The organism is Marinobacter pelagius (genome assembly GCF_003315345.1).
GTDB classification, from domain to species: Bacteria; Pseudomonadota; Gammaproteobacteria; order Pseudomonadales; family Oleiphilaceae; genus Marinobacter; species Marinobacter pelagius_A.
Map to the genome: position 1 here is coordinate 63,650 of NZ_QNRO01000006.1, position 25,983 is coordinate 89,632.

The window sequence follows — 25,983 nt, forward strand, 5'->3', positions numbered from 1 at the left end:
CGGCTTACATGGCCTCGATTTCAGCCCGCTGTGCGCTGAGTCGTTGCAGGCTGCCCTGGGCGTCCTTCAGCTTTTCTTTTTCCTTCTCGACCACTTCGGCCGGGGCCTTGGCGGTGAATTTCTCGTTGCCCAGTTTGCCTTCGAGGCGGCCGATTTCCTTCTGCAGGCGTTCCAGCTCCTTGTCCAGGCGCTTGAGCTCGGCATCCTTGTCGATCAGGCCGGCCATGGGTACAAGAACTTCCATTTCGCCCACCAGCTGGGTGGCGGACATGGGGGCCTTGTCACCCTCGAACCATTCCAGTTTCTCCAGCTTGGCCAGGGAGATCAGGAACTGGCGGTTCTCGTTCATGCGGCGCTCATCTTCGGCGCTGCCGCCCTTGAGCAGAACGGGGACCTGTTTGGCGGGGGAGATGTTCATCTCACCACGAATGTTCCGTACGGCCACAATCACGCCCTTGAGCCACTCGATATCGGCGGCTACTACGGCGTCCTGCTTGCTTTCGTCCGGCTGCGGGAACGGCTGCAGCATGATGCTGTCACCGGTCTTGCCGGCCAGCGGGGCGATGCGCTGCCAGATTTCCTCGGTGATGAACGGCATCATCGGGTGCGCCAGGCGCAGGACCGCTTCCAGCACGCGCACCAGGGTGCGACGGGTGCCACGCTTGGCTTCGGCACTGGCGCTGTCGTCGTTCAGTACCGGCTTGGACAGTTCCAGGTACCAGTCGCAGTATTCGTTCCAGATGAACTCGTACAGGGCGTAGGCGGCCAGGTCAAAGCGGTACTGGTCCAGGTGCCGGATGACTTGCTGCTCGCAGTGCTGCAGTTCGCTGATGATCCAGCGGTCGGCCAGGGACAGTTGTACCGGCTCGTCGTTCACGCCGCAGTCTTCGCCCTCGGTGTTCATCAGCACGTAGCGCGCGGCGTTCCAGAGCTTGTTGCAGAAGTTGCGGTAGCCTTCCAGGCGTTTCATGTCCCAGTTGATGTCGCGGCCGGTGGTGGCCATGGCCGCCAGGGTGAAGCGCAGGGCGTCGGTGCCGTGGGCGGCGATGCCCTCCGGGAATTCCTTCTGGGTGCGCTTGCCGATCTTCTCGGCCAGCTTGGGCTGCATCAGGTTGCCGGTGCGCTTCTCGAGCAGGTCGTCAAGGCTGATACCGTCAATCATGTCCAGCGGGTCGATGACGTTACCCTTGGACTTGGACATCTTGTCGCCGTGTTCGTCCCGGATCAGGCCGGTCACGTAGACGGTCTTGAACGGTACCTGCGGAGTGCCGTCCTCGTTCTTCATGAAGTGCATGGTCATCATGATCATCCGGGCAACCCAGAAGAAGATGATGTCGAAACCGGTGACCAGCACGTCGGTGGGGTGGAAGGTCTTCAGGCGCTCGGTAATTTCCGGCCAGCCCAGGGTGCCAAAGGTCCACAGGGCGGAGCTGAACCAGGTGTCCAGTACGTCTTCGTCCTGCTCCAGGGCCACGTCGGCGGTCAGGTTGTGCTTCTGGCGCACTTCCTCTTCGCTGCGGCCGACATAGATGTTGCCTTCGGCGTCATACCAGGCCGGGATCCGGTGACCCCACCACAGCTGGCGGGAGATGCACCAGTCCTGGATGTCGCGCATCCAGGCGAAGTACATATTCTCGTACTGCTTGGGTACGAACTGGATGCGGCCGTCTTCCACCGCTTCGATGGCGGGCTTGGCCAGGGTCTTGGCGTCGGCAAACCACTGGTCGGTCAGCATCGGCTCGATGATCAGCCCGGAGCGGTCGCCGCGGGGCACGCTCAGCACGTGGTCCTCGACCCGCTCGAGCAGGCCGTTGACCTTCATGTCGGTGACCACCTGGTCCCGGGCCTTTTCCCGGGTCAGGCCGGCGTAGGCCGCGGGGATCTTGCCGTCGATCTCGGTGTTCTCGGTGCCGTCGGCGTTGAAGACTTCGGCCACGTCCCGGATGTTGGCATCCTGGGTCATGACGTTGATCATTGGCAGGTTGTTGCGCTTGCCCACAGCGTAGTCGTTGAAGTCGTGGGCCGGGGTGATCTTCACGCAGCCTGAGCCTTTCTCCGGGTCGGCGTGGTGGTCGGCCACGATGGGGATGCGTCGGTTGACCAGCGGAAGGGTCACGAACTTGCCGATCAGGTGCTGGTAGCGCTCGTCGTCCGGGTGGACGGCGACGGCGGTGTCACCGAGCAGGGTTTCCGGTCGGGTGGTGGCGACCACCAGGTAGCCTTTGCCGTCCTGGGTCTGTTCGCCGTCGGCCAGCGGGTAGCGCAGGTGCCAGAAGAAGCCTTTTTCTTCCTTGTTCTCGACCTCAAGATCGGAGATGGCGGTATGCAGTTTCGGGTCCCAGTTCACGAGCCGTTTGCCGCGGTAGACCAGGCCATCCTCGTACAGGCGGACGAAAACTTCCTGGACGGCCTTGTAGAAGCCATCATCCATGGTGAAGCGTTCGTTGCTCCAGTCCACGGAGTTGCCCAGGCGGCGCATCTGGCGGGTGATGGTTCCGCCGGAGTGTTCTTTCCAGTCCCAGATGCGTTTGATGAATTCTTCCCGGCCGAGGTCGTGGCGGGTTTTGCCTTCTTCGGCGGCGAGTTTGCGTTCGACGACCATCTGGGTGGCGATGCCGGCGTGGTCGGTGCCGACGGTCCACAGTGCGTTACGGCCCTGCATGCGCTTGTAGCGGGTGAGGGTGTCCATGATGGTGTGCTGGAAGGCGTGGCCCATGTGGAGGCTGCCGGTCACGTTGGGGGGCGGGATGGCGATGCTGTAGGACTGGCCTTCACCGCTGGGGCGGAAGTACCCTTTGGATTCCCAGTTTTCGTACCACTGGCGCTCGATGTTTTCTGGCTGGTAGGTTTTTTCCATGGGTTTCTGCAGTGACCGTTGGTTGATTCACAAGGGAAAAATTAGACGCTCGATTATACATGGTCGGGTTGTTTGCGGCGAACCCGTCGTTGGGTAAGACTGCAGGTTTGGGGGTGGCGCCGGGTGGGAAGACCCTTTCCAAAACACGCTACGAGCACCCCTTCGGGGTCCAGCCAGCAATCATAGATTGCTGTCGTTCGGCTGTCGCATGAAGCTTCGCTTCATAAACGCTCGGCCTCACCCATGTGCGCTTGTTTCGGGCCGTCCTTGGCCCTCAACAGTTTTGGAAAGGGTCTCCCCACCCGACGCTCGGGGTTGTCTGCAATTCGCCCGTCGTGTCTATCGCTTTCGCTGGTCGTGGACTCTGGGTTCGATGCCGAGAGCCCGAAGCTGCTTGAAATGGGATCTCGCCTGATTGAGCACGTTTGGATCGTTGTGGGCCACCAGTGCCAGTCGTTTGAACCGGTCCGCATCCGCCGGCAGGGTGGCGGAGAGGATGATCACCGTATCCCAGTCTTCGGCTACTGGCGGGCACAGTAGTATGCCGACGCGGTCGGTGCAGGTGGTAGCCGAGTCTGGAACGATGGAATGGGGAATGAACGCGTCCGGGCTGAAGTTCCAGAGGAGGTCGTCCAGTTCCTGGGCCTGTTGCATGGTGTCGCAGACGATGCAGACGCGGTCGCCCTGATGCCAGGCTTTGTCCACGAGTTTGACGGCGTGGAGGTTGCGGGCAGCGGGGGTGTTTTTTGCGAGGATGTGGAACCAGTAGCGCTGGTTCCGGTATTCCTGCCCGGACGGGCCGGCAGGGTTGCTGCCGGGGTCCGGGGTGGTTTGGGGCTGACTTTCCTGCATTATTTGCTGGCGTGGGACATGAGGTAGTCAACCAGCAGCGGTACCGGGCGGCCGGTGGCGCCTTTGGCTTTGCCGGAGAGCCAGGCGGTGCCGGCGATGTCTAGGTGGGCCCAGCGGTATTCCTTGGCGAACCGGGACAGGAAGCAGGCGGCGGTGATGGTGCCGGCCGGGCGGCCGCCGATATTGGCCATGTCGGCGAAGTTGCTGTCGAGCTGGCTCTGGTACTCTTCCCAGAGGGGCAGGCGCCAGGCGCGGTCGCCGGTGCGTTCGCCGGCGGCGAGCAGTTCGTTGGCCAGCTCGTCGTTGTTGGCCAGCAGGCCGGTGGCCTGGTTGCCCAGGGCGATGATGCAGGCGCCGGTGAGGGTGGCCATGTCGATCACCACTTCCGGGTCGAATTTCTTGACGTAGGTGAGGGCGTCACACAGTACCAGGCGGCCCTCGGCGTCGGTGTTGAGGATTTCGACGGTCTGTCCGGACAGGGTGGTGACGATGTCGCCCGGACGGGAGGCGCCGCCATCCGGCATGTTCTCGGCTGCAGCCACAACTGCCACGACGTTGATCTTGGGCTTGGTTTCGGCGAGTACTTTCATGGTGCCGAACACGCCGGCGGAGCCGCCCATGTCGTACTTCATTTCGTCCATGCCTTCGCCGGGCTTGAGGCTGATGCCGCCGGTGTCGAAGGTGATGCCTTTACCCACCAGGACGTAAGGCTTGTCCTTGGTCTTGCCGCCACGGTATTCCATGACGATCAGACGCGGGGGCTGGGTGCTGCCTTTGCCGACGGCGAGGATGGTGTTCATGCCCATCTTTTCCATCTGCTTTTCATCAAGCACTTCGGTCTTGATGCAGTCGTGTTGCTTGGCCAGCTGTTTGGCCTGGTCGGCGAGCCAGCTCGGGTGGCAGATGTTGGGCGGGGTGTTGCCCAGGTCGCGGGTGAAGTTCATGCCGCGGCCGGTGGCCAGGCCGAGGTTGAAGGCTTCCTTGAGGGCTTTGCCGCCGCCGGAGGCGACGACGGTGACCTTGTTCAGTTTCCGGGAACCGGGCTTGTCGCTCTTGAACTGGTTGAAGGTGTAGAGCTGCTCTTCCAGGATGCGGCCGATGACGTTCAGCAGCGCTTCTTCGGAGGTGACGGCCGGGTCGCCCTTAACCTGGGTATCCGCCATGGCGATCAGGGCGCTTTTAGAGGGGCCGTCCTTGAGGGCGCCAAGGACGGCGGTAACGGCTTTGCGGAAGTTGGCCGGTGTACGGTCGTCGTTCTTGCCGGTGCCGACTACCAGGAGGCGGCTCCAGGGGCGGCCGTCGAGCGGGAAAACGCCGGTGCTGGCGTTCTTACCGGTGATGTCTCCTGCCGTCTGCAGCTTCTTGATCAGTCCGTCGAGCGCTTCGTCGGCGTGGGTGGTCGACTCGGGCCAGTCGCCTTTTTCGGGTACGCCGACGACAAGGCAATCCGCCTTGGTGGTTGCGATAGCTTTGCTGCTCAGGCTGAAGTTCATGGCAACTCCTGTTGGTGATTCTGAAGAAACGTCCGCGGGGATGCGGGTTGGATGTTCGTTCTAGTCTAGCATTGGGGTTGGCAGCGGGTTAATCAACCGGCCGGCGCGGGTACCGCTATGGCCCGGATGTAATCCCCCGGCTCTGTCATTCAGACCAAAGGTTACATAGAATACGCGCTGTTTCCGGAATCCTCCATTCGTTTCCGCAGGTGCGGCCAGAGAGACCGTTTTGAGCATTATTTTCCGTTATCTCATTCGCCAGGTCATGATCAGCATGGTTGCTGTCTCCGGCATCCTGCTGCTGGTTTTCATGAGTGGCCGCTTCCTGAAGTATCTCGGTAACGCCTCCGAAGGCGAGATCTCGGCAGATGTGCTTCTGCCCATCATGGCCTATCGCTTTCCGGGTTTTCTGGAATTGATTCTCCCTCTCGGTCTCTTTATCGGTATTTTGCTGGCCTACGGGCGTATGTATCTGGAAAGTGAAATGACGGTTTTGTCCGCATGTGGCGTCAGCGACCGTCAGTTGTTAGGGAAGACGTTGATCGGAAGCTTTCCGGTGATGGTGCTCGTCGGTGCCATGAGTCTCTATGTGTCCCCCTGGGGCATGAAGCAGGTGGAGCATATTCTGGCAGATCAGGCCAAAGCCACGGAATTTGAAATGCTGGTTCCGGGGCGTTTCCAGGAACTGCTTTCCGGTGGGCGCGTCACCTATACCGAAGGCCTGAGCGATGACAAGCGCCGGCTGGAAGGCGTTTTCATTGCCGAGTACGGGAGCGATGGTGAGGGGTTAAGTATCATCACGGCAGAAGCCGGTTCCCAGTTGATCGATAAGGCAACCGGCAGTCGGTTCCTCATTCTGGAAGACGGGGCCAGGTTTGATGGTGCTCCCGGGGCGTTGGACTACAAGGTGACGGAGTTCGGAGCCTATGGGCTCAAGATCCAGAGCGGGACGGCGCGGGATGTCGAGCTTGAGGATGGGGTAAGTACTGGCACGCTTTGGGCTTCCGACAAACCCGAAGACAGGGCCACGCTCCACTGGCGGCTGTCCCTTCCACTGATCGTTCCGATCGTAACCCTTCTGGCCGTGCGCCTGAGTCGTGTCAATCCGAGACAAGGCCGTTTTTTCCACCTGCTGCCGGCGATGCTGGTCTATATCACTTACCTGGGTTTGTTGATTGTCGCCCGGGATGCTCTGGCGGATGGAAAAGTCCCGGAATGGCTGGGCATGCTGTGGGTTCATGGCCTGTTTCTGGCCCTGGGCCTTTGGCTGCAGTTCGGGCCGGCGTGGTTGCACCGTCGCCGGCTGATGCGGGAGGGCTCAGGCGATGCGTAAGATTGACGGCTACACCATGCGCACCGTCGGTGGTGCGATGTTTCTGGTGATGGTGGTGGTACTCTCCCTCGATTTTATATTCGCATTTATCGGCGAGCTGGAGGATACCCGTAACGATTACCAGATCCTGCAGGCACTCTGGTATGTCCTGATGACATTGCCGCGACGGATTTATGACTATTTACCTCTGGGCGCCTTTATGGGGTGCCTGATCGGGCTGGGGTCAATGGCCAGTTCTTCTGAGCTGACCGTTATCCGGGCAGCCGGGGTGTCAATAAAACGAATTGTCTGGTCGGCGATGAAGCCTGCGCTCGTGGTCGTCGTGATCGGTGTGCTGATCGGTGAATACCTTGCACCACCGGCGGAGCGTTACGCTCAGAGTGAGAAGGCGGTTGCCCTCGGTGCAGGGAAGGGCGTAGCCACCGCCTATGGGGTCTGGCACCGTGAGGGCAACACGTTCATGCACCTGAATGCGGTTCAGCCAAATGGTGTTCTTCACGGCGTTTCCATGTTTCGCTTCAGTGAAGGCATGGAGCTGGAATCCTCCAGTTTTGCTCCCAGAGCGATATACCAGGGCGACCACTGGCTGTTGCAGAACGTCCGCACCACGTACATCGAGGACACCGGTACACGGCTGGAAAAACAACAAGAACTGCGCTGGGAAACCGGATTGTCGCCCCGTGTTCTGAGCGTGCTCATCGTAAAGCCGGAAAACCTCTCCATAACCGGTCTTTATACCTACGCCTCTTATCTGGATGAACAGGGTCTCAATGCCGCACACTACTGGCTGGCGTTCTGGAAAAAGACTCTGATGCCCCTGGGGACGGCGGTGATGGTGCTGGTTGCCATTTCGTTCATTTTCGGGCCGCTGCGGTCGGTCACCATGGGGTTCCGGGTGTTCACCGGTCTGCTGGTCGGATTACTGTTCAAGTACATGCAGGACCTGCTCGGTCCCATGAGCGTGGTGTACGGCTTCAATCCGATGCTGGCGGTACTGATTCCGATCGCGGTCAACGCGGCGGTGGGCGCGGTGCTGATGCGGCGGGCCGGGTAGCTTCCCGGCCGGGCTCACGGTTTCTTTTTCTTCGCTTCCCTGGGTAACTGGACGACCACGCTGTTGGACGTTCGGTCGGTAATCGACAGCCCGTTGATCGGTAGGAACAGGGCGATAATGGCGGGAATGGTCAGGAGCAGGGTAACGGGGCCCACGTAATAACCGGCCAGCATGGCGATGAAGATCACTGCTGCCGCCGTGCCGTAGCGCAGCAGGGCCTGGGTCCAGCTCACGGAGGTGCCGTCCAGGTTCTCGATGCGGACTCGCCATACCTGCATGCCCAGGGTCTGTCCGATGCGGGTCCAGAAGTAGGCGAAGAACAGGTACAACACCAGGAAAAGCACGAAGGTCAGGCCCGGGTCCCCGGACAACTGGCCGGCTTCGGCCATCTGTTCGTAAAGTTCCCAGCCGACGATCCAGCCGGCAATCATGGTGTACACCCAGGTGGCCACCAGCAACACGGCAATGCTGATCAGGCCATCGTAAATGATGGCGAGGGCGCGCTTGGTAAACGTCGCTGGCGGGAGCAGTTCCTCGGCGTCATGAAAGCGTCGGGGCATGGGGTCTCCTGTGAGGTTTCACGTTTTTCATGTTCTCGGCGTGTGCTAGAGTAGCGGATTTGCACACGCATGTAAGTATTCGTATTCAATCGCGGACCCGAGGGGCTCCCCGCCGGGTTTCTGGAAAGGTATCAAAGGTCTATGAAAACCGCAGAGTTGCGACAGGCGTTTCTCGAGTATTTCAGACAGCAGGGGCACACCATTGTCGAGAGCAGTTCGCTCGTACCCCATGACGATCCCACACTGCTGTTCACCAACGCGGGCATGAACCAGTTCAAGGACGTGTTCCTTGGCCGTGAAGAGCGCGACTATACCCGAGCCACCACCTCTCAGAAATGCGTGCGTGCCGGTGGCAAGCACAATGACCTGGAAAACGTCGGTTACACTGCGCGTCACCACACTTTCTTTGAAATGCTGGGTAACTTCAGCTTTGGTGACTACTTCAAGCGCGAAGCTATCAACTACGCCTGGACCTTTCTGACCGGTGACGAATGGCTGAAACTGCCCAAGGACAACCTCTGGGTGACCGTCTACGCCGAGGACGACGAGGCCTACGATATCTGGAACAAGGAAATCGGTGTGCCCGCGGACCGGATCGTCCGCATCGGTGACAACAAAGGCGCCCGTTACGCTTCCGATAACTTCTGGCAGATGGGTGATACCGGCCCCTGCGGCCCCTGTACCGAGATTTTCTATGACCACGGCCCGGAAGTCGCCGGTGGCCCTCCCGGCAGCCCGGAAGAGGATGGCGACCGCTACATCGAGATCTGGAACGTTGTGTTCATGCAGTACAACCGCACGGCGGATGGCGAAATGCTCAAGCTGCCCAAGCCGTCCGTGGATACCGGCATGGGGCTGGAGCGCATCACTGCGGTATTGCAGGGCGTGCACAGCAACTACGAGATTGACCTGTTCCAGAACCTGCTGAAAGCGGCTTCTGAAATCCTGGGCGGTGTGGATACCACCGAAGCATCACTACGGGTGGTTGCGGACCACATCCGTTCCTGCGCCTTCCTGATCGCCGATGGCGTTATGCCCTCCAATGAAGGTCGTGGCTTCGTGCTGCGCCGCATCATCCGCCGGGCCGCACGCCACGGCAACAAGCTGGGCGCTACCGAGCCGTTCTTCTACAAGCTCACCGATGCCCTGGTTAAGCTGATGGGCGAGGCCTACCCGCAGCTGGTCAGCAGCCAGAAGCAGATCGAAAAGGTACTGCTGCAGGAAGAAGAACAGTTCGCGAAAACCCTGGATAAGGGTCTGCGCCTGCTGGAGCAGGATATCGCCGAACTGAAAGGGTCGGAGATTCCGGGTGAAACCATTTTCACCCTGTATGACACCTACGGATTCCCGGTGGACCTGACCAATGACATCGCCCGTGAGCGTGGCCTGACCCTGGATTACGAAGGCTATGAAAAGGCGATGGAGGCCCAGCGTGATCGTGCCCGGGCCGCCAGCAAGTTCGGCATCGACTATAACGCCACAGGCCTCAAGCTCGAAGGCGAGACTGAATTCACCGGTTACGACCATATCGATGGCCACGAGCGGATTCGCACCGTATTAGTAGGCACCGACGAGAAAAATGCCGAGGCCGGCGACGAAGCGGTGGTGGTGCTCGAGCGTACCCCGTTCTATGCCGAGTCCGGCGGCCAGGTGGGCGATACCGGCCTGCTGACCTGGAGCGGCGGCCGGTTCAAGGTCACCGATACCCGCAAGGAAGGTGACAACCACCTGCACATCGGTACCGTGATCGAGGGTGAACTGTTCCCGGGGCTGGAAGTGGATGCCCGTATCGACCACGCCCGCCGCGAACGCACCAAACGCAATCACTCGGCCACGCACCTGCTGCATGCCGCACTGCGCAATGTGCTGGGTGAGCATGTCACCCAGAAGGGTTCCCTGGTGGATCCGGACAAGCTGCGTTTCGACTTCTCCCACTTCGAGGCCGTGACGCCGGAGCAGCTGAGGGAAATCGAGCGCCAGGTGAACGAGCAGGTGCTGGAAAACACCCCGGTCCAGACCGAAATCACCGATATGGAAAGCGCCAAAGAGAAGGGTGCGATGGCCCTTTTCGGTGAGAAGTATGGTGATAGCGTCCGTGTCCTGAGCATGGGTACCGACAATTATTCCGTCGAGCTGTGCGGCGGTACCCACGTGGCCCGCACCGGTGATATCGGCCTGTTCCGTATTACCTCTGAAAGCGGCATTTCTTCCGGCGTTCGTCGCATCGAGGCGGTGACCGGTTTCGGTGCCCTGGAATGGGTCGAGGAGACCGAGCGGACGCTGCGTGATACCGCGAAGCTGGTCCGGGCGACCCGGGAAACCGTGGTGGAAAAGGTCCAGAACGCGCTGGATCGCAATCGCCAGCTTGAAAAGGAAGTGGACGCACTCAAGGCGAAGCTCGCCAGTTCCGCCGGCACTGATCTGGCCGGCTCTGCCGTGGAAGTTGCAGGTCTCAAGGTCGTCGCCGCCGAACTGGAAGGCGCAGACCGCAAGGCCCTGATGGAAACCGCGGACCAGCTGAAGAACAAGTTGGGCGAGGGCGTAGTCGTGCTTGCGACGGTCGAGGATGGCAAAGTGATTCTTGTGGCCGGCGTGACCAAGTCCGCCACGAATCGCATCAAGGCCGGCGACCTGATGAAGCACCTGGCTTCCCAGGTGGATGGCAAGGGCGGTGGCCGACCGGATATGGCCCAGGGCGGAGGCAACGATCCGTCCAGGCTGGCGGAGGCCCTCGACGGCGTGCCGGCCTGGGTTGAAAAAAATATCGCTTAAGCAACTGTTTTTGGAAGCGGGCTGGGGTTTATAATCCCGCCCGTTTTCTTTTGATTGGCGGGGCAGGCCCCCGCTGCGAAACCCCGTATCGGAGTTTGGGAAAGACATGGCTCTGTTGGTTCAGAAATTTGGTGGTACCTCGGTGGGAACCACCGAGCGCATAGAAGCGGTCGCCGAGAAGGTATGCCGGTTCCGCAAGGAAGGACACGATGTGGTGGTCGTGGTTTCCGCCATGAGCGGCGAAACCAACCGCCTGATTGCTCTTGCCAATGACATAATGGAAGAGCCCACGCCCAGGGAGATGGATGTGCTGGTCTCCACCGGTGAGCAGGTCACCATTGCCCTGCTGTCCATGGCTCTGCAGAAACGGGGTTGTGATGCCCGTTCCTACACCGGTTCCCAGGTGCGGATCCTCACCGACAGCAGCCATACCAAAGCGCGCATCCAACAGATTGACGAGCACAACATGCGCTCCGACCTCGATGCCGGCCGGGTGGTCGTCGTAGCCGGATTCCAGGGTATCGACGAGAACGGCAATATCACCACGCTTGGCCGTGGCGGTTCCGATACTACCGCAGTGGCATTGGCGGCGGCATTGAAGGCAGATGAGTGCCAGATCTACACTGATGTAGATGGTGTTTACACCACCGATCCACGGGTCGTTGACAGTGCACGCCGCCTGGAGCGGATCACGTTCGAGGAAATGCTCGAAATGGCGAGCCTGGGGTCGAAGGTGCTCCAGATTCGTTCCGTCGAGTTTGCAGGTAAATACAACGTTCCATTACGGGTGCTGTCCAGCTTCCAGGAAGGCGAGGGCACCCTGATTACTTTTGAGGATGAAAACGCCATGGAACAACCGGTTGTTTCCGGCATTGCTTTTAACCGTGATGAAGCCAAACTGACTATTTCCGGTGTTCCCGATACCCCGGGCAGCGCCTCGCGCATCCTGAAACCGGTCAGCGACGCCAATATTGAAGTGGACATGATCGTCCAGAACGTGGGCGAGGATAACAAGACTGCCTTCACGTTTACCGTTCACCGCAACGACTTCAAGCGGGCGAAGGAAGTGCTTCAGGGCGTTGCCGATGAATTGACCGCCGGCGAAGTGGTTGGTGACAGCAAGATTGCCAAGGTGAGCATCGTAGGTGTGGGCATGCGCTCCCACGCGGGCGTTGCTTCGCGGATGTTCGAAGCGCTGTCCAATGAGGCCATCAATATTCAGATGATCTCCACATCGGAAATCAAGATTTCCGTGGTGATCGATGAGAAATATCTCGAACTTGCCGTTCGGGCACTGCATAGTGCTTTTGAGCTGGACAAGAACGGGGTACAGGAAGAGGCCTGAACCAGCGGATGCCAGGCTTATCCGAGGGTCTCATAACAAGGGAGTCATTAATCGAATCTATCAGAAATCGCATTCGTATAAGTGAATGTGCGGCTGTTGATCGATCAGTGATCCCATTATAAAAGTAAGAAGTACAAAAAGTACGCTAAAGCATTTTTTTCGGAACAGGTAGAAGCTCTGGATAGGGAGTAAGGGATATGTTGATTTTGACTCGCCGCGTTGGCGAAACTCTGATGATCGGTGATGAAATCACTGTCACCGTTCTGGGAGTGAAGGGGAACCAGGTTCGCATTGGTGTAAACGCCCCGAAGGATGTTGCGGTACACCGCGAAGAAATCTATCAGCGGATTCAGTCCGAAAAAGGCTCCGAGGAGCCGGAACCGGGCAATCGTTGATCAGTAAAAAGCCGTTCAGGATTATCCCGAACGGCTTTTTTTATATCAGGGTAAATCGAGGCTGAAAAATCTCGTGTCAACCCTATGAAAACAGAAAAATTATGGTAGTATACGCCCCGTTCTCAAGGAGAGGTGGGTGAGTGGCTGAAACCAGTTCCCTGCTAAGGAACCGTACGAGCAATCGTACCGAGGGTTCGAATCCCTCCCTCTCCGCCATTTCCATTTAACGGAAGGCAGAGAACCGTTGAGGTAGCACTCAACTATTCAGGAAAAGCCTGAAATGAGAGTTTTGATGCGCGGCTGTAGCTCCCCGGAGCGCCGGCCGGCTGGATAAAGTACCTGGCTACGAACCAGGCGGTCGGAGGTTCGACCGAAGCACACGAAGTGTGCTGAGGAACGTCGGAGCGAAGCGACGACGGCCCCGAAGGGGTGAGGGCCTTAAGGCCCGAATAATCCTCTATGAGGATGAAGTTTGAAATGAGAGTTTTGATGCGCGGCTGTAGCTCAGCTGGATAGAGTACCTGGCTACGAACCAGGCGGTCGGAGGTTCGAATCCTCCCAGCCGCGCCACTTATTCAAAAGCTTCTTAATTTCAGTAAAAAGTTGGTTCGCCAACAATGCAAAGTTTCAAGCGGCTGTAGCTCAGCTGGATAGAGTACCTGGCTACGAACCAGGCGGTCGGAGGTTCGAATCCTCCCAGCCGCGCCATATTGAAGTCAAAGCGCCCCAGTTTGTGTACCCCACAGGCTGGGGCGTTTTGCTATGTATAGCTGGGAGGATTTGAACCGAAAGAGGTTCGACTGAAACCCACGCAGTGGGTTGAGGAACGCCGGAGCCTCGCGACGGCGGCCCCCGAAGGGGAAGGGCCGAAGGCCCGCCTAATCTTCCCAGCCGCGCCATATCAAGATCGAGACGCCTCAGTTTGTGTAACCCACAGGCTGAGGCGTTTTGCTTTGTATTGCCCTCCGTCAATTTCCGGTCGATCACTATTTGCACAAATCTCAACCTGTTGCCTATTCTTCAGGATGCAAGCAAATCATTTGGCAAGGAGATCCACCCATGAATAAAACCGTAAACGGCTCCTATGACGATCATGACCAGGCCAAGAACACCTGGGATGATCTGATCGCAACGGGCATTCCCCGGGACAACATCTACATCGACGAAGACGCCAAGCAGGTCAAGGTGATTGTGCCGGAGGAAACCGAGCGGGAAGTCCGGGAGATCTTCGAGCGGCACAGGCTGCACTGACACCGGCATTCCGGACTAACAGGGAAAGGAGCAAATCTATGAGTGGAAAAGATGGTGATGTAGCCGAACGCGGTCGCCGTGACAGGTTGATCAAGGAGGAAATTCACGATCCGTACATGGCCCGGAGCAAGCCCAAGGAGCCGACCGTCTGCCCCGAATGCAACGCGGTTTTCCAGAAAGGGCGCTGGCAGTGGTCAACAGAACCGGTGAGTGATGCCCACGAGATGATGTGCCCGGCCTGTGAGCGGATCCGGGATGACATGCCGGCGGGCATACTCACACTCACCGGGGCTTTTCTCGGCAAGCACAGGGACGAAATCCTGAAGCTGATCCAGAACAAGGTGGAAGAAGAGAAGGCCGAGCACCCGATGAAGCGTCTGATGGGTGTCGAAGATGGGCCGGATGGGGAGTTGATCGTCAAATTCACCGACCTGCATCTGCCCCGGGGCACCGGTGAGGCCATTGAACGGGCCTACGACGGTGACCTTGAAATTCAGTACACCAAGGAGTCGAACCTCGTCCGGGTTTACTGGAACCGCGATCAGTAACCGCTAGAGTGAACGCCCGGCATCGGTTTCAATTGCCTCGAATCCGGCCACAAGGTCCAGCAGTTCCGAGGTGATGACCGTTTGCCTGGCGCGTCGGTAGTCCATCGTCACGTCACCGAGTCTTTCCTCCAGATTACGTTCGGCCGCCTGCATGGCGGCCAGGCGCCCACCATGTTCGCTGGCCTGGGATTCTGCACAGGCCCGGAATAGCAGCACAAAAAGATACTGGTCCAGCAGGCGGCGGAACAGTGCTTCCCGCTCCATGGTGTAGGTGGGCAGGTTTCGGGAGGGCCAGGGCTCTTCTTCCAAGCGGTGAAAACGCCGCAGGTTTACCGGTAATAATTCAACGCCAGTGGGGTGGTAGCCCTGTATCCGGGAGTGGCGGTTATAGAACAGGTAGACATAATGCACACCGCCCTGTTCGCGCCATTCATCAATCTTCAGGAGAATCTGGCCGACGGTTTTGGTGATCTGGCTGGCCGAGCCCGGTACTGGAAACTCCTCCTCGATAGCTTGGCCGGCGTGTTCCAGGCTGGCTGCGGCCCTGGTGCCCACGGCCAGGATTCGCCGGTTGTCCTTGTCCGCCGGAATGCCTTCCATGCGTTCGAGCGAAAACTCCACGATTTCCTCGTTGAAACGGCCGCACAGCCCATGGTCCGAGCCAAAAACAACAGCACCCAGACGATGCCCCTCTGAAGCGGAAACCGCCGCGAAGCTTGAGGGATCAAAGTCCTTCAGGACCACGTGCAGCCCCATTTCAACGGTCCGGTAGTAGCCCGAGAGTGCCCGGACGGCCTGCTCGTACTGGTGGATATTGGCCGCCGAGAGTGCCTTCATGGTTTTCACGATGCCACGGAGGTCGTCAAGGCTGTCCAGCTGTTTCTGCAGATGCTCGAGCGATTCCATGTCAGGTGTCGTCCGTTTCCGAAGGTGCGAATTCTGCCAGTGCCTCCCGGATGCTCTCGGTGGTCCTCTGCCACTGTTCGTCATCCAGCTGCTTGCCGGCGTCCATTTGTGCGGCGATTTCCGGCAGGGCCGTCAGTAGGTGCTGCTGAATCTTCTGCTCCGCTTCCGTCACCTGGTCTGCTGGCAGGTCATCCAGCAGCCCCGCATTAACCGCGAAGAGAATGACTGCCTGCTCGCAGGCTCTCAGGGGCTGGTGTTCGTGCTGTTTCAGCACCTCCCGGACCCGCCGGCCGCGCTCGATGGTGGCACGTGTATCCTCGTCCAGGCGGGTGGAGAATCGGGCAAAGGTCTCCAGTTCCTCGAACTGCGAGTAGGCGAGGCGCAAATCGCTGGCAACGCTGCGCAGGGACGGGTGCTGGGTTTTGCCGCCCACCCGTGACACCGATTTACCCACGTGGATGGCCGGCAGGAGACCTTTCTGGAACAACGTTGGCGACAGGTAGATCTGACCGTCGGTGATAGATATCAGGTTGGTGGGAATGTAGGCGGAGATATCCTGGGCCTGGGTCTCGATCACGGGCAGGGCGGTCAGTGAACCGCCGCCGAATTCGCTGCGCAGATGGGTGCTCCGTTCCAGGAGCCGGGAATGGATGTAGAAAATATCGCCGGGATAGGCTTCGCGCCCCGGCGGCCTGCGCAGCAGCAGCGACAGCTCACGGTAGGCCCGGGCGTGGCGGGTCAGATCGTCATAGATAATCAGCGCATCCTGGCCCTGTTCCATGAAATATTCCGCCATGGTGGTGGCAGCATAGGGCGTGATGTAGCGCAGGCCCGGGGGATCATCGTCCGAGGCGACCACCACCACGGTATGTTCCATGGCCTTGTGTTGGCGCAGGGTTCCCACCACCTTGGCCACCGATGTGGCGCGCTGGCCGACCGCACAGTAGATGCAAACTACGTCCTTGTCCCGCTGGTTGATGATGGTATCGACGGCGATGGAGGTCTTTCCGGTCTGCCGGTCACCCAGGATCAGTTCCCGTTGGCCCCGGCCTATGGGAATGAGAGCGTCAATGGATTTGATGCCGGTCTCCAGGGGCGTGGTCACTGGTGCCCGCTCGATGATTTCCGGTGCCGGTCGTTCAATGGGGCGGCGTTCATGGAACTCCAGTGGCTTGCCCCCATCCAGCACCCGGCCGGTAGCATCGATAACACGGCCCAGCAGCCCGTCACCCACCGGGGTATCGGTTTCCCGGCCAGTTGCGGTAACCCGTATGCCGGCACTGAGCTTCTGGCTGTCGCCCAGCAGCATGATGCCCACTTCCTCGGGCTCCAGGTTGATGGCTACCCCGAGGACGCCATCGGGAAACTGCACCAGCTCTTCCGAGGTGACGCTGGCCAGTCCTCGCACCCGGGCTATGCCACCACCGACCTGCAGGACGGTGCCCGTTTCCTGGCTGTGCAGGGAGAACCGGTTGTCCCGGGCCACGGTCCGGATGGTGGCCATTGTGTCGTCCAGCATCTGCATCAGCATGGCGTCAGGCTCCCGGTCCGGTCGTTTCGAGAGGTTCAAAGGCCTTCTCGATGCTGGCGGTGAGTTCTTCCAGGTAATCCGAGAGGTTCCAGCTGATTCGCTGGCTTTCACAGGTCAGTTCAATGCCGCAGATCAGCTCAGGTGCCCGGGTATAGTTCACGGTCAGTTCAGCACCGACCAGTTCGTGAACCGCACGGGTCAGGGTACTTCGCTGGGCCGGGTCAAGCTCGAAAGACGTGGCAATGGTTGCAGGTTCTGCCGAACGCCCCATGGTTTCGCGGGTGGTGTCATCCAGCGCGTGCAATTGGCGGACAAAAGTATGGGCAATGCGCTCCTCGAGTCGTTCGTCCGCGAGGTCCTGCAGGGCCTTGCGGATAACCGTTTCGACCACATCCAGGGATTGATGCCGCAATCCGTCGATAAACGCAGTCTTTTCCTCGCTGACCTCCCGCATCCAGTGGCTGCGGACGCGGGCGGTTTCCTCGCGGGCCTGGTCCAGCATCTGGCTACGGGTCTGTCGGGCTTCCTGGCGGGTTTCTTCCAGCAGGTCTTCCCGCTCTTGCTCGAAGCTGGCCAGTTTCTGCTGGTAGCTTTGTTTCTCGTTGATCGCCTCCTGCTCGCGGCTGTTCGCTTCGTCCATGCGGTTGCGGATCTTTTGCTCACGCCGGTCCATGGCCCGAATCACCGGCTGGTAAAGGAAGCGCTTGAGCAGCCAGACCAGGATCAGGAAATTGACAACCTGGGCCGAGACCGTGATCCAGTCGATTTCCATGGATCAGCCTCCGGCGGCAGCCGTTACATGATCCCAGAACGGATTGGCGAAGATCAGGATCATGGCCACCACGAAGCAATAGATGGCGGTTGATTCGATCATGGCCAGGCCCACGAACAGGGTGCGGGTGATGGTGGCGGATTCATCCGGCTGCTGGGCGATGGCGCTCAGGGCCTGGGCCACGGCACGGGCTTCCCCGAATGCCGGCCCGAGTGAGCCAATGGCAATGGTGAGGCCCGCGGTGATGACTGAAACCATGCCAATCAGGGAAATACTATCCATAGGCAACTCCTTTAGTGTTCCGAACGTGGTGTCTGCTGCTGTTCATCGGGCTCGTCACGCTCCTGGACCGAGGTGGCCGACGCGATGTAGACCATGGCGAGAATGGCAAAAATATAGGCCTGGATCATGCCGGTGAGCAGCCCGAGCAATTGCATGACCACCGGAAAGAAGTAGGGCGTCAGGCTCAGCAGGATGGCGACAATCACCGTACCGCTCATAATGTTGCCGTAGAGGCGCACCGCCAGGGCGACCGTGCGGGAAATCTCGCCGATGACATTGAACGGCAGCATCAGCGGTGTTGGTTTGATGTAATGCTGAAGGTATTGCCCGGCCCCCTTGCTGGCAATGCCGAACACCGGTACCGCCACGAACACGCAAATGGCCAGGGCGGTTGTGGTTGAGAGTGACCCTGTGGGGGCCATGTAACCGGGAATTACATTGAGCAGATTCGCCACCGCGATAAACAGGAACAGGGTGCCGACAAAGGGCAGGTAGGGCCCCGGCTGCTGGTGGCTGACCTGGGCAATCTGGTCCCGGATGCCGACCACCAGCACTTCCAGCAGGTTCTGCCAGCGTGACAGTTCCGGCCCTTCCGATAACCGTCGGGTCACCAGCCACGAGCCCAGGGTGAGCAGGGCCATCACCAGCCAGGTAAACACGATCGTCGCATTCAGGGTGAAGCCACCCCATTGCCAATAGACGATGCTGTCCGGACTTATGGTCATGCCCCTGGATCCTCTCCGGCCGGGTGGGTCTGAAGCCGGTGCTTCATGAGTAGCCGGGGCAGGGTGAAGCCAATCGCGGCTATCAGCAGATGCTCCCAGCCCGCTAGCCGTGCGATCAGCAGGAATCCTGCCAGGGTGAGACCGAACCTGAGTATCAGGCTGGCGAGCATCAGAAAGGCCGGGTGGGCGGCTGTCGGCAGGCGGCGGACGGTCAGCCAGAGCCCCCAGAGAAAGGCTGTGCCCAGCAGGCAGCCGAACGCAAAACTGCCGCCATATCCGAGCATAAGGGCGGTCAGGGATTCGCCTTCAATCATCCTCGCTCTCCTGTTTAATCCAGTACCAGGCGTTCAGGCAACCCAGTGCCACGCCGATGATCAGCAGGGTCAGTGTCCAGGACACCTCCCCGGGCCAGCGCCGGTCTGCCCAGACTCCGATGGCGATGCCGATCAAAGTCGGAACGGCGACAGACCAGCCCACCAACCCGAACATACCCAGACCGAACCAGGCCGTTCGCCGGCCTCTTGCCCGGGCTTGCTGCTTGCGCTCGACTCTGCGGCCCACTTTACGGCCGAGGTTTTCGGGGGCCTTGTCCGGTCCTTGTGTGCCGGGATCCTCAGCCATGAAACTCTTCCTTCAGATCGAGGAACCGCCGCAGGGCACCGGCTTCCAGCCGGGCAAGGGCGCTGCGGGCCTTGCGTTCGTGTTCGTCCAGCTCCAGGAATCGTTCCTCGATCAGTGCCTGAAGCTGCGCGATGTCCGTTCCGGTGACACCCTGGGGCGTGGAGATGGAGACCTCGCGCCCGCACTTCACCAGAATGCCCCTGTCCACTGCAGCAAAATGCTCCTCTCCCTCCACGGTATAGAAGGAAAGAACGCCCGGTACCAGTGCCGCCACGAAATCGATGTGCCTCGGTAACAGGCAGAACTCGCCGTTTTCCGCCTCGGCGATGATTTTCGAAACGGGTTGCTCCAGCAGCACTTCCGTCGGCAGCAACAGGCGGAGGTTCATGGTGCCCGCGGGCGACTGTTTATCAGGGCTCATGACTGGCCTCCGGGATGTTCACCTCGTCAATGGCGCCAATCATGTACAGCGCCTTTTCGCTGACCTGTTCGAACTCACCGTCCAGTATCCTTTCACAGCCGGCGATGGTTTTCTCCAGGGGCACCAGGCGACCGCCCTTGCCGGTGAACTGACCGGTGGTGAAGAACGGCTGGGTCAAAAAGCGCTCCAGCCGCCGGGCCTTGCTCACGGTCGCCCGGTCCTCACGGGACAGTTCCTCCATTCCGAGCATGGAGATAATGTCCTTTAGATCCTCGTATTCAGCCAGGGTGCTGCGCACTGCCTGGGCCACCCGGTAATGGCGATGGCCGACAATGGTCGGGGTGAGCATTTTCGAGTCGGTTTTCAACGGGTCCACCGCGGGGTAGAGGCCTTGGCTGGCACGCTTCCGGGACAGGACGATCGAGGCGGTCAGGTGGGAGAAAATATGGGTGGCCGAAGGATCGGTGAGGTCGTCCGCAGGTACATAGACGGCCTGCACCGAGGTGATGCTGCCGTTGCGCGAGCTGCAGATCCGTTCCTCCAGGGCCGCCAGCTCGGTAGCCAGGGTTGGCTGGTAACCCACCCGGGACGGAATCCGCCCCATCAGCCCGGAAACCTCGGTGCCGGACTGGACGAACCGGAACACGTTGTCGATCAGCAGTAGGACATCCCGCTTCTGCACATCCCTAAAATGCTCGGCCACGGTCAATGCAGCATGGCCCACCCGGAAACGGGCGCCCGGTGGTTCGTTCATCTGGCCGTAGACCAGCACGGCCTTTTCCAGCACGCCGGATTCCTTCATGGAACTGTACATGTCCTCGGCCTCGCGCATGCGCTCGCCGATGCCGCAGAACAGGCTGATGCCCTCGTACTGCTCCGCCATGTTGTTGATCATTTCGTTGATCAGGACTGTTTTGCCCACGCCCGCCCCGCCGAACATCCCGGATTTGCCGCCGCGCTCCATGGGCGCGAGCAGGTCGATGGCCTTGATGCCGGTTTCAAAGATCTCGGTACTGGTGGTGCGCTCGGCCAGCGGCAGCATCGGGCGGTGGATGGGCCAGTATTCGGTGGTCTCGATGGGTGCGCCACCATCCACCGGTTTGCCGAACACGTTGATCATACGTCCCAGCAATGCGGGACCGACCGGCACCTTGAGCCCGGCCCCCGTCTGTCTGACGGGCATACCCCGGGCCAGCCGCCGGGTGGAGTTCAGGGCAATGCAGCGGACCGTGGCGGTATTGAGGTGGGTCTGCACCTCCAGTACCACGTGCCAGTCCTTGCCGGTTCGCAGTTCGGCATTCCGGGACGGCAGGGCGGAACCAAAACACACATCCACCACGTTGCCCCGTACCGCGGTGATGCTGCCCTGAGCGTCGGAAAGCCGGTTCCTGCTAGTCATGGTGCGGCTCCTGCGGATTCGGCCTGTGCCACCTGTTCCTTCACCCTGAGAAAGCTGTCCGGGCTCACCGAAAGAAAATCGATACCGCAGTTGACCAGAAACGCCGCAAATTCCGGGTGGTCACTCGGTGCCTGCCCACAGAGGCCGATTGCCCGGCCATGGCGATGGGAGGTATCGATCAGGCGGGCGATCATTCGCTTGATGGCCTCATGGTGATCATTGAACAGTTCTGACAGGCGTTCCGAATCCCGGTCCACACCGAAGGTGAGCTGGGTGAGGTCATTGGTGCCGATGGAGAAACCGTCGAACCGTTCGCTGAATTCGTCCGCAAGCTCGATATTGGCGGGCACCTCGGCGGTCATGTAAACGGCAAGGCCTCTCTTACCGCGGACCAGCCCGTTCGCCGACAACTCCTCCAGCACCTTGTCCGCTTCCTCCGGCGTACGGCAAAACGGGATCATGATCCGGAGGTTGTCCATTCCGATGTCATCCCTTGCTGTTCTGATCGCCTGGCACTCGAGAGCAAAGGCCTCCCGAAATTCGGCACTGTAATAACGGCTTGCCCCGCGCCAGCCCAGCATCGGATTGGCTTCCAGTGGTTCGAAGTCACGGCCTCCGATCAGTTTTACCTGCTCGTTGGTCTTGAAATCGCTGGTGCGGATGGTGACCGGTTTCGGGTATTGGGAGGCGGCCAGTTGGGCGATGCCCTGGGCGAGAGTTTCCGTGAAGTAGGTTCCGGGATCCTGCCAGTCCGACGTGAGCTCCGAGATCCGTTTGCGCTCTTCCCTGTCTGTCATCCGTTCAGGGTAGAGCAGGGCCATCGGATGGACTCCGATGAGGTTCCTGACGAGGAATTCCATCCGCGCCAGGCCGATACCGTCGGCAGGCAGGCCTTGCCAGCGCAGGGCAGTTGCCGGATTGGCCAGATTGAGCATGATCCGAGTGCGGGTGATGGGAATGGAGGCAGGGTTTATTTCCGTGACCTGTACCTCCGCGACCCCCTCATAGACGAATCCCACATCACCCTCGGAACAGGAAACGGTAGCAGCACCGCCATCCCTGAGCTCCGTCATGGCCTTGCCAGCATTCACGATGGCCGGAATATCGAGTTCGCGGCATGCGATCGCTGTGTGGGACGTGCGGGTGCCATGTTCGGTGACTACCGCATGGGCCCGCTCCAGAACTGGCAGCCAGTCAGGCCCGGTGTCGGAGCAGACCAGTACACAATGATCAGGGCATGTTTGGGCTTCCTCCAGAGAGCCCGCCTTGCAGACTGTGCCCGTGCTGACGCCCGTGCCAATGGCAATCCCCCGGAGCAGTTCTCGGCCCCGTTTGGTGATGCTGTAGCGATTGAGGCAGCTGTCCGGAAAGACGGGTAAGCTGCGACATTTTGTCGCAGGTAGGGCTGATGGCGGGGCGGGGGCTTCCGGATTCGGCCCTGAGCCTTCCTCATTGGAAATCCTTATGTCCCGCACCGCCATGTCAGGCTCCGTAAGGCATTGAGTGGGTTTAATTGAAAGGTTAGCAGGCTCTCCGAGAATTACCGCTGGAGAGCGTGATATTGAGTTACGGAGCTTGGGGCTTTTTATTCCGAAATCTTATTTGAATATCGCGGAAGGCCTTTCTAATGTTCAGGTGGGTTAGGCCCGAAATCCAGCTTTTACAAAGGAAGTGCCATGAAAACGACAAAGACAAATTTTGTAAGGAAACCGCTGGCTGCTGCGGTGATGTGTTCTGCGCTTGGTTTGTCGCCGGCGGTGTTTGGGGCGACGATTGATAGTGTGAATGAGGATAACCTTGCGGTTCCGCCGGTTGACGGGAAGACGCTGGTTTATACTGACACCGAGGGTACCGCGACGTTTGGCTGGCTTGATCCGGTCAACGATAGTGGTGTTATCGGGCGTGGGATCGAGGTCTACAATGAGGCTTTCACCGGTAAGGTAGATGAGGTGGCCTACGACTTTGCTGGCTGCATCATGGCACAGCCGGATCGTCAGCTTCTGGATCCACCTCAGGTTAACTGCCAAGCGCCGGGCGATTCCGGCAAGCGCTTCAAACTGAAAACAACCGAAACTAACGGGCCAATTGATCTCGTATTCAACGTTACTTCTGATTCTGAACCAAAGCTTTATCGGGTCATCGGAAAGTTTTCGAATCTGACCGATATCACGAATTCTGTGGGTGGTGCTCTCAAGGGCTTCCGTTTTGAAACCGGTTTTGGTGTCGGTAACGAATTTACCCCCTCTTCTGCCGAAGACGGTTTGTCGTTCGGATTCCGCACGGATATTGACGGCAAGCTTTCCATAGGACCTGTTGGCAAATATCCGGGTGGTTTGTTCGGTGGCAGTAAGGTAGAGGGCTTGCCCTTCTTCAACACAAGTATCGCTGAATTTGTTGAAAGTGATGTCACACTTCTAGACCAGGACACGCTGGAAACCAATGGCATCATACCAACCCCGTACTCTGATCTGGCAGGGGCCGACAGCGGTTGGCTGGCATTGACTAGCGTGCCAACCGGGTGGTTTATCGATCATGATGGGAATCCATCGAACGACTCCATCCTTCTGGCTTACGATGATCCGAAGACTCCTGAAGAGGATTGGAAGACCTTTGAAAAGGTCTTCCGGGTCGCGGCGGATGACCCGACTGGCGGTTGGGATGGAACTGTTGTTTATGAATTTGATCATGATGATGATCGAACCACCGCACCCATTCCCGTTGACATACCAGCCGTTAACTGGGATCCCAACGGTGACTCATTTAACGCCGACGTGACATGGACTGTTACAAACGAGGATGGTTCTGAATCCACTTATACGGTTCAGAATTATGTCAACGATGTTTCACCGCTCGTGAACACTCTGGATGAGGGGGATCCAGTCGATGGGTCTTTCGATGCAGTTGCACTTGCTCCAAACACAGCGGAAGGACTCTATACCGGTTTCTTTAACGTCTTGATTGACGGCGAAGCAGTACTAATTGATCCTTTCGCAGATTGGGCAAACACACCCGTAACTATCCGGGATAGTGCGGTAGATGCGGAAATGTTGACTGATGCATCAAAATTCGTGGTGTGGAATCCTGAAGCTCTGGATGGTGAGGGAGCCTATGAGGCGAACCCCGCCTATACGGGGGCTTATGTGTTCAGTGATTATGATCTGGATGGGGATTCGGTGCTGAGCCTTACAGAAATAAGCAGTGCAGGATTCTTTGCGCAGGGTTCCACTGATACCTTGGCTCGATGGCCCGGTTACGTGCAAGGTGCGATTGAAGATCTGGCCAACGTAAACATCAACACCACCATCAGCGTGGCCGAGACCTTCTCGATGAACTGGCCAACCTGCACCGGTGACGGTACCCAGACAAACTGTACCTTCACATTGCGGGTAACAGGCCTGAACGATGCTGTAGAGGCACCATCCATCCCGGTGACACCGGTTGAGCCTGAACCGGAAGAGCCCGCCGCGTCTTCCAGCGACGGTGACGGCACCATCTTCGGCTGTACCGCAGGCAAGCCGGGGTCTCCGTTCGATCCGGTTCTGCCGAGTATGGTACTGATGGCTCTGGCCGGCCTGTGGGCGCGCAAGCGTCGCGCGACTGCCTGATTCGGTTAGTTTCTGAGTCGTAAACGGAAACGGGGCTGAATTTTCAGCCCCGTTTTTATTCCCGGTAAAGTTGGCGGTTCTTCAATCAGCCACCGCCACCCTGGCCCCCAGATCCCTTGATCTTATACTCCTGGCTGTTGCCACCGCCGCCAGAGCCCTTGCCGCCCCGGCTGCCTTGACCACCATTCATCATGCCCTGACCATTGCCCTGGCCTTGTCCGCCACCCATTCCCTGGCGATTACCCTGGCCCTGGCCGTTCATGCCCTGACCGTTACCCCGGCCCTGGCCATTCATCATGCCTTGGCCCTGACCCTGACCTTGCCCGTTCATCATGCCTTGACCCTGACCCTGACCCTGGCCTTGACCATTCATCATGCCCTGGCCCTGGCCGTTCTGGAGCTCTACTCCGCGCTCGCGGGCGCGCTCAAGCATGCGTTCCCGGTGGCGCTGCAGGTATTGCTGCCGTTCCGCCTGGGTGTTCAGGTTCTGCATGGTCTGGCGGTGTTCCTGCATCTCCTGCTGGGTCATCAGCTCCCGGCCGAAGACCGCTTCTTCTTCCTGGGCTGCGAGGGGAAAGCTGGCCATGGTAACGAGCATGGCCGCGCCGGCGGTGTGAATCAGAGAGCGTTTCAGTTTCATGGTGTTCTCCTCCCGAAGAGACTGTTCTTGCAGTCTAGTTCAACGCTGCCGGGCGGGAAGTTATTACTAATACCTACCACATCAGGTCGTCAGGGATCTCGTAGCCGGCGTAGGGATCGTCTTCACCCTGGTCGTCCTGCTGGCGGTCATGCAGCACCACGACAGCGCCTTCGTCACGCTCCATGATCTTGCGGGCTACCTTTTCCGGTACCACGTCGTAGTTTTCGCCCAGGCGAACCACCGCCAGGCGGCCGCGGGAGAGCTGATCCACCATGGTGTCGTCCACCAGGATTTTCTTGATCCTCTTGCCGTCCACGAACTGGTAGGAGGTTTCACCCCGGCTGCGGTCCAGGCGGTTGGTTTCCACCAGCTGCCGGATCTGGGCCTGGATGGCTTTTTTCTCCGCCTCTTTCTGGCGCTGCAGGTTCAGCTGGCGGTCCCGTTCGGCCTTTTCTTCTCGGGCCTGGCGGGCGCGGATTTCCGCCTCGTTGACCTGTACCGCCCCTTTGGGTTGCTGTTTGCGTTGCTTGCGTTTCTCACTGCGGATGGCCTTGGCTTTTTTCTCGTCGGCCAGGCCGGCTTTCAGTAACTGATCCTGTAGGGATGCCATCGGTAGCTCCG

Annotated in this window: 24 protein-coding genes and 3 tRNA genes; 11 read left to right on the forward strand and 16 right to left on the reverse strand. The window is 59.3% G+C overall.

Annotation, left to right across the window (positions count from 1 at the left end):
- Positions 1-4: 4 nt before the first annotated feature.
- The 3 genes from DET50_RS07330 to DET50_RS07340 all read right to left on the reverse strand — a co-directional run bounded on the left by DET50_RS07330 (position 5) and on the right by DET50_RS07340 (position 5,202).
- Positions 5-2,857, reverse strand: coding sequence for a valine--tRNA ligase (locus DET50_RS07330; RefSeq protein WP_113862222.1), 2,853 nt, complete (start codon positions 2,855-2,857; stop codon positions 5-7).
- Between the two features lie 339 nt (positions 2,858-3,196).
- Entirely contained in the window at positions 3,197-3,709 is a 513-nt protein-coding gene (locus tag DET50_RS07335) for a DNA polymerase III subunit chi (protein ID WP_113862223.1), read from the reverse strand.
- Entirely contained in the window at positions 3,709-5,202 is a 1,494-nt protein-coding gene (locus DET50_RS07340) for a leucyl aminopeptidase (RefSeq protein WP_113862224.1), read from the reverse strand. Before DET50_RS07340 ends, DET50_RS07335 begins: the two co-directional genes overlap by 1 nt.
- Positions 5,203-5,431: 229 nt before the next feature.
- Between DET50_RS07340 and lptF the strand changes: the two genes are divergently transcribed.
- On the forward strand, positions 5,432-6,535 hold the full coding sequence (lptF, locus tag DET50_RS07345) for an LPS export ABC transporter permease LptF (protein WP_113862225.1): 1,104 nt from the start codon (positions 5,432-5,434) through the stop codon (positions 6,533-6,535).
- Complete coding sequence (gene lptG / locus DET50_RS07350; RefSeq protein WP_113862226.1) at positions 6,528-7,589, forward strand: LPS export ABC transporter permease LptG; 1,062 nt, start codon at positions 6,528-6,530, stop codon at positions 7,587-7,589. The genes lptF and lptG overlap by 8 nt, the downstream gene beginning before the upstream one ends.
- Positions 7,590-7,603: 14 nt before the next feature.
- On the opposite strand, the gene DET50_RS07355 is transcribed toward lptG, so the two are convergent.
- Positions 7,604-8,149: an RDD family protein gene (locus DET50_RS07355; protein ID WP_113862227.1), complete on the reverse strand. Its 546-nt coding sequence runs from the start codon at positions 8,147-8,149 to the stop codon at positions 7,604-7,606.
- Between the two features lie 141 nt (positions 8,150-8,290).
- On the opposite strand from DET50_RS07355, the gene alaS reads away from it, so the two are divergent.
- The 8 genes from alaS (at position 8,291) to DET50_RS07395 (ending at position 14,460) form a co-directional block, all read left to right on the forward strand.
- Positions 8,291-10,921, forward strand: a complete 2,631-nt coding sequence (alaS, locus tag DET50_RS07360; RefSeq protein ID WP_113862228.1) for an alanine--tRNA ligase — start codon at positions 8,291-8,293, stop codon at positions 10,919-10,921.
- Between the two features lie 106 nt (positions 10,922-11,027).
- Positions 11,028-12,266, forward strand: a complete 1,239-nt coding sequence (locus DET50_RS07365; protein WP_113862229.1) for an aspartate kinase — start codon at positions 11,028-11,030, stop codon at positions 12,264-12,266.
- Positions 12,267-12,463: 197 nt separating this feature from the next.
- A complete protein-coding gene (gene csrA, locus DET50_RS07370) occupies positions 12,464-12,661 on the forward strand; it encodes a carbon storage regulator CsrA (protein ID WP_092002912.1) in 198 nt (65 codons plus the stop codon).
- Between the two features lie 126 nt (positions 12,662-12,787).
- Positions 12,788-12,877 (forward strand) — tRNA-Ser (locus tag DET50_RS07375).
- Positions 12,878-13,154: 277 nt separating this feature from the next.
- A tRNA-Arg gene (locus DET50_RS07380) sits at positions 13,155-13,231 on the forward strand.
- A gap of 61 nt (positions 13,232-13,292) precedes the next feature.
- Positions 13,293-13,369 (forward strand) — tRNA-Arg (locus tag DET50_RS07385).
- Positions 13,370-13,720: 351 nt separating this feature from the next.
- Positions 13,721-13,912, forward strand: a complete 192-nt coding sequence (locus tag DET50_RS07390; protein WP_113862230.1) for a hypothetical protein — start codon at positions 13,721-13,723, stop codon at positions 13,910-13,912.
- A gap of 38 nt (positions 13,913-13,950) precedes the next feature.
- The gene (locus DET50_RS07395; RefSeq protein WP_113862231.1) at positions 13,951-14,460 is read left to right on the forward strand and encodes a BCAM0308 family protein; all 510 of its coding nucleotides are present in this window, start codon (positions 13,951-13,953) and stop codon (positions 14,458-14,460) included.
- 3 nt (positions 14,461-14,463) lie between these two features.
- Here DET50_RS07395 and DET50_RS07400 read toward each other — a convergent pair whose 3' ends face one another.
- The 10 genes from DET50_RS07400 to DET50_RS07445 are packed head-to-tail and all read right to left on the reverse strand — an operon-like array spanning position 14,464 to position 22,598.
- Complete coding sequence (locus DET50_RS07400; protein WP_113862232.1) at positions 14,464-15,366, reverse strand: F0F1 ATP synthase subunit gamma; 903 nt, start codon at positions 15,364-15,366, stop codon at positions 14,464-14,466.
- 1 nt (position 15,367) lies between these two features.
- Entirely contained in the window at positions 15,368-16,936 is a 1,569-nt protein-coding gene (locus DET50_RS07405) for an alternate F1F0 ATPase, F1 subunit alpha (RefSeq protein WP_309472650.1), read from the reverse strand.
- Positions 16,902-17,669 (reverse strand): F0F1 ATP synthase subunit B, encoded by a 768-nt coding sequence (gene atpF / locus DET50_RS07410; RefSeq protein ID WP_113862234.1) that lies wholly within the window; start codon positions 17,667-17,669, stop codon positions 16,902-16,904. Before atpF ends, DET50_RS07405 begins: the two co-directional genes overlap by 35 nt.
- 3 nt (positions 17,670-17,672) lie before the next feature.
- A complete protein-coding gene (locus DET50_RS07415) occupies positions 17,673-17,951 on the reverse strand; it encodes a F0F1 ATP synthase subunit C (RefSeq protein ID WP_113862235.1) in 279 nt (92 codons plus the stop codon).
- A gap of 11 nt (positions 17,952-17,962) precedes the next feature.
- Positions 17,963-18,676: a F0F1 ATP synthase subunit A gene (locus DET50_RS07420; RefSeq protein ID WP_113862236.1), complete on the reverse strand. Its 714-nt coding sequence runs from the start codon at positions 18,674-18,676 to the stop codon at positions 17,963-17,965.
- Positions 18,673-18,990 (reverse strand): ATP synthase subunit I, encoded by a 318-nt coding sequence (locus tag DET50_RS07425; protein ID WP_113862237.1) that lies wholly within the window; start codon positions 18,988-18,990, stop codon positions 18,673-18,675. The genes DET50_RS07420 and DET50_RS07425 overlap by 4 nt, the downstream gene beginning before the upstream one ends.
- Complete coding sequence (locus DET50_RS07430) at positions 18,983-19,297, reverse strand: AtpZ/AtpI family protein (protein WP_113862238.1); 315 nt, start codon at positions 19,295-19,297, stop codon at positions 18,983-18,985. The genes DET50_RS07425 and DET50_RS07430 overlap by 8 nt, the downstream gene beginning before the upstream one ends.
- Positions 19,290-19,718, reverse strand: coding sequence for a F0F1 ATP synthase subunit epsilon (locus DET50_RS07435; RefSeq protein ID WP_258546075.1), 429 nt, complete (start codon positions 19,716-19,718; stop codon positions 19,290-19,292). The genes DET50_RS07430 and DET50_RS07435 overlap by 8 nt, the downstream gene beginning before the upstream one ends.
- Positions 19,708-21,117 (reverse strand): F0F1 ATP synthase subunit beta, encoded by a 1,410-nt coding sequence (gene atpD, locus DET50_RS07440; protein WP_113862239.1) that lies wholly within the window; start codon positions 21,115-21,117, stop codon positions 19,708-19,710. Before atpD ends, DET50_RS07435 begins: the two co-directional genes overlap by 11 nt.
- Positions 21,114-22,598, reverse strand: a complete 1,485-nt coding sequence (locus tag DET50_RS07445; protein WP_113862240.1) for a putative PEP-binding protein — start codon at positions 22,596-22,598, stop codon at positions 21,114-21,116. Before DET50_RS07445 ends, atpD begins: the two co-directional genes overlap by 4 nt.
- A gap of 195 nt (positions 22,599-22,793) precedes the next feature.
- Between DET50_RS07445 and DET50_RS07450 the strand changes: the two genes are divergently transcribed.
- Entirely contained in the window at positions 22,794-24,722 is a 1,929-nt protein-coding gene (locus DET50_RS07450) for a choice-of-anchor F family protein (RefSeq protein WP_147252198.1), read from the forward strand.
- A gap of 85 nt (positions 24,723-24,807) precedes the next feature.
- On the opposite strand, the gene DET50_RS07455 is transcribed toward DET50_RS07450, so the two are convergent.
- Positions 24,808-25,362 (reverse strand): hypothetical protein, encoded by a 555-nt coding sequence (locus DET50_RS07455; RefSeq protein ID WP_113862242.1) that lies wholly within the window; start codon positions 25,360-25,362, stop codon positions 24,808-24,810.
- Positions 25,363-25,435: 73 nt separating this feature from the next.
- Positions 25,436-25,972 (reverse strand): DUF2058 domain-containing protein, encoded by a 537-nt coding sequence (locus tag DET50_RS07460; protein ID WP_113862243.1) that lies wholly within the window; start codon positions 25,970-25,972, stop codon positions 25,436-25,438.
- Between the last annotated feature and the right edge of the window lie 11 nt (positions 25,973-25,983).

What these genes read in the sequence shown, in the direction of transcription:
- DET50_RS07435 (WP_258546075.1), bottom strand. Translation starts at nt 19,718, where the DNA reads ATGAGCCCTGATAAACAGTCGCCCGCGGGCACCATGAACCTCCGCCTG.
- DET50_RS07420 (WP_113862236.1), bottom strand. Translation starts at nt 18,676, where the DNA reads ATGACCATAAGTCCGGACAGCATCGTCTATTGGCAATGGGGTGGCTTC.
- DET50_RS07460 (WP_113862243.1), bottom strand. Translation starts at nt 25,972, where the DNA reads ATGGCATCCCTACAGGATCAGTTACTGAAAGCCGGCCTGGCCGACGAG.
- DET50_RS07335 (WP_113862223.1), bottom strand. Translation starts at nt 3,709, where the DNA reads ATGCAGGAAAGTCAGCCCCAAACCACCCCGGACCCCGGCAGCAACCCT.
- DET50_RS07400 (WP_113862232.1), bottom strand. Translation starts at nt 15,366, where the DNA reads ATGGAATCGCTCGAGCATCTGCAGAAACAGCTGGACAGCCTTGACGAC.
- DET50_RS07365 (WP_113862229.1), top strand. Translation starts at nt 11,028, where the DNA reads ATGGCTCTGTTGGTTCAGAAATTTGGTGGTACCTCGGTGGGAACCACC.
- atpD (WP_113862239.1), bottom strand. Translation starts at nt 21,117, where the DNA reads ATGACTAGCAGGAACCGGCTTTCCGACGCTCAGGGCAGCATCACCGCG.
- DET50_RS07395 (WP_113862231.1), top strand. Translation starts at nt 13,951, where the DNA reads ATGAGTGGAAAAGATGGTGATGTAGCCGAACGCGGTCGCCGTGACAGG.
- DET50_RS07455 (WP_113862242.1), bottom strand. Translation starts at nt 25,362, where the DNA reads ATGAAACTGAAACGCTCTCTGATTCACACCGCCGGCGCGGCCATGCTC.
- DET50_RS07450 (WP_147252198.1), top strand. Translation starts at nt 22,794, where the DNA reads ATGAAAACGACAAAGACAAATTTTGTAAGGAAACCGCTGGCTGCTGCG.
- alaS (WP_113862228.1), top strand. Translation starts at nt 8,291, where the DNA reads ATGAAAACCGCAGAGTTGCGACAGGCGTTTCTCGAGTATTTCAGACAG.
- DET50_RS07430 (WP_113862238.1), bottom strand. Translation starts at nt 19,297, where the DNA reads ATGGCTGAGGATCCCGGCACACAAGGACCGGACAAGGCCCCCGAAAAC.
- lptG (WP_113862226.1), top strand. Translation starts at nt 6,528, where the DNA reads ATGCGTAAGATTGACGGCTACACCATGCGCACCGTCGGTGGTGCGATG.
- DET50_RS07390 (WP_113862230.1), top strand. Translation starts at nt 13,721, where the DNA reads ATGAATAAAACCGTAAACGGCTCCTATGACGATCATGACCAGGCCAAG.
- csrA (WP_092002912.1), top strand. Translation starts at nt 12,464, where the DNA reads ATGTTGATTTTGACTCGCCGCGTTGGCGAAACTCTGATGATCGGTGAT.
- DET50_RS07425 (WP_113862237.1), bottom strand. Translation starts at nt 18,990, where the DNA reads ATGATTGAAGGCGAATCCCTGACCGCCCTTATGCTCGGATATGGCGGC.
- DET50_RS07340 (WP_113862224.1), bottom strand. Translation starts at nt 5,202, where the DNA reads ATGAACTTCAGCCTGAGCAGCAAAGCTATCGCAACCACCAAGGCGGAT.
- DET50_RS07355 (WP_113862227.1), bottom strand. Translation starts at nt 8,149, where the DNA reads ATGCCCCGACGCTTTCATGACGCCGAGGAACTGCTCCCGCCAGCGACG.
- atpF (WP_113862234.1), bottom strand. Translation starts at nt 17,669, where the DNA reads ATGGAAATCGACTGGATCACGGTCTCGGCCCAGGTTGTCAATTTCCTG.
- DET50_RS07330 (WP_113862222.1), bottom strand. Translation starts at nt 2,857, where the DNA reads ATGGAAAAAACCTACCAGCCAGAAAACATCGAGCGCCAGTGGTACGAA.
- DET50_RS07415 (WP_113862235.1), bottom strand. Translation starts at nt 17,951, where the DNA reads ATGGATAGTATTTCCCTGATTGGCATGGTTTCAGTCATCACCGCGGGC.
- DET50_RS07445 (WP_113862240.1), bottom strand. Translation starts at nt 22,598, where the DNA reads ATGGCGGTGCGGGACATAAGGATTTCCAATGAGGAAGGCTCAGGGCCG.